Origin of the sequence: Microscilla marina ATCC 23134, from assembly GCF_000169175.1 — a bacterium.
GTDB lineage: Bacteria > Bacteroidota > Bacteroidia > Cytophagales > Microscillaceae > Microscilla > Microscilla marina.
The window spans coordinates 1-1,661 of sequence record NZ_AAWS01000122.1 but is presented as its reverse complement, the minus strand read 5'-3'; the positions used below and the strand labels follow the sequence as shown (position 1 = coordinate 1,661).

General features: G+C 41.6%; 1 protein-coding gene. It reads left to right on the top strand.

Going from position 1 to position 1,661, the window contains the following annotated elements; all coding sequences use genetic code 11:
- Positions 1-708: 708 nt before the first annotated feature.
- On the top strand, positions 709-1,661 hold a 953-nt coding region (locus M23134_RS37140; protein WP_045115102.1), incomplete at its 3' end, for a WD40/YVTN/BNR-like repeat-containing protein.

Sequence of the window (1,661 nt, the reverse complement as noted above, 5' to 3'; positions counted from 1 at the left end):
AATATAAAGTGTTTTTGAACACTCTCTGGTTCAAAGACATTTCAAAGATTTACTTTGATAAACTATACGTTAGCAGGCGTTCTACATCAGGGAGGGAACATTAGACGTTCTCTCACGTGATTTTTTTTTGTGCCTACCCCAATAATAGTCCACAGCCCCGACAGGGGCAAGCTTCAAGCGACAAGTCGCAAGCTACACCCTGTTCCACAAGTAACCACAATTTTGTATCACACTGATTTTCAGTTATTTACAAAAAGCGTAGTTAGAAGTATTCAGTCAATAATCGATAGCCACTTGATGAGCACAAGTACTTATTATTACTTTGAAAATCAATAACTTACTTACATTATATCTGGCTATATTAGCCTACAATGCATGGCACAATCTAACAAGCCATAAAAGGAAGATTTGAACTTCAGTGTGTAACCCCAATCCATTACAAAAAAAAACATTCCACCCTATTTTTTATAGCGTCTACTCTAAACGCTCATTCAATAAGCAGTTTTTACCAAACTTTATTATTCTAAGGGTATTAATTTTACGAAAGTGAAAAAATAATCCCGTGTCTTTATTGATCATCTGCTATATTGCCACAAATTATGTGATGCGCACCTTGAGAAGTTTTGCTACAATAGGTAAGGCAAAGCCCACAATGGCTCATTCACTGTATAACAAAACACACTATTTTTGGTAAAACTTTTTATTTGGATGAAAAAAAATATATACTACTATTTATTAACAATGCTCTTGGGTTGGCTGGCTTTGCCCTCTCTGGCACAAAACCCTCAATTAAAATCAAGCACTGTTGCCCGCATGAAGTTTCGCAATATAGGGCCTGCCACATTTTCGGGTAGAATCATAGACCTGGCCGTAAACCCAGGCAACTTTAGTCAATACTACCTTGCCACTGCTGGAGGCGGTATATGGAAAACCAACAACGCAGGCACTACTTTCCAACCTATTTTCGACCACCAAGGTTCTTCATCTATAGGGTGCATTACCCTAGACCCCAACAATGCCAATGTGGTGTGGGTAGGTACTGGAGAAAATAATGCTCAACGTAGCATTGCCTATGGCGACGGAGTGTACAAGTCGACCGATGGGGGCAAAACCTGGAAAAACATGGGGCTCAAAAAATCGGAGCACATTGGTAAAATCATTGTTGATCCACGCAATTCAAACGTGGTATACGTAGCTGCTCAAGGGCCACTATGGAGCATCGGCGGAGAGCGTGGTTTGTATAAAACTGAAGATGGTGGTAAAACCTGGAAAAAAATACTGGATATTAGCGATAAAACTGGGGTAAGCGACTTAGTAATAGACCCTACAAACCCTGACGTACTCTACGCTACTGCCTGGCAGCGTTTCCGTACAGTGTTTAGTATGCTCAGTGGAGGTCCTGAATCGGGCATTCATAAATCTACAGATGGGGGCAAAACCTGGCGAAAGATTCAAAACGGTATTCCTGGTGGTGACCTGGGGCGCATTGCCCTGGCAGTGTCTCCGGTAAACCCTGCATATGTGTACGCTATAGTAGAAGGAATGCCTGCCAACCGAGGTTTTTATCGCTCGGTAAACAACGGAGAAAGCTGGCAAAAGATGAGTGGTTATAATACCAGTGGCAACTATTACCAGGAAATTTATTGCCACCCTACCGAGCT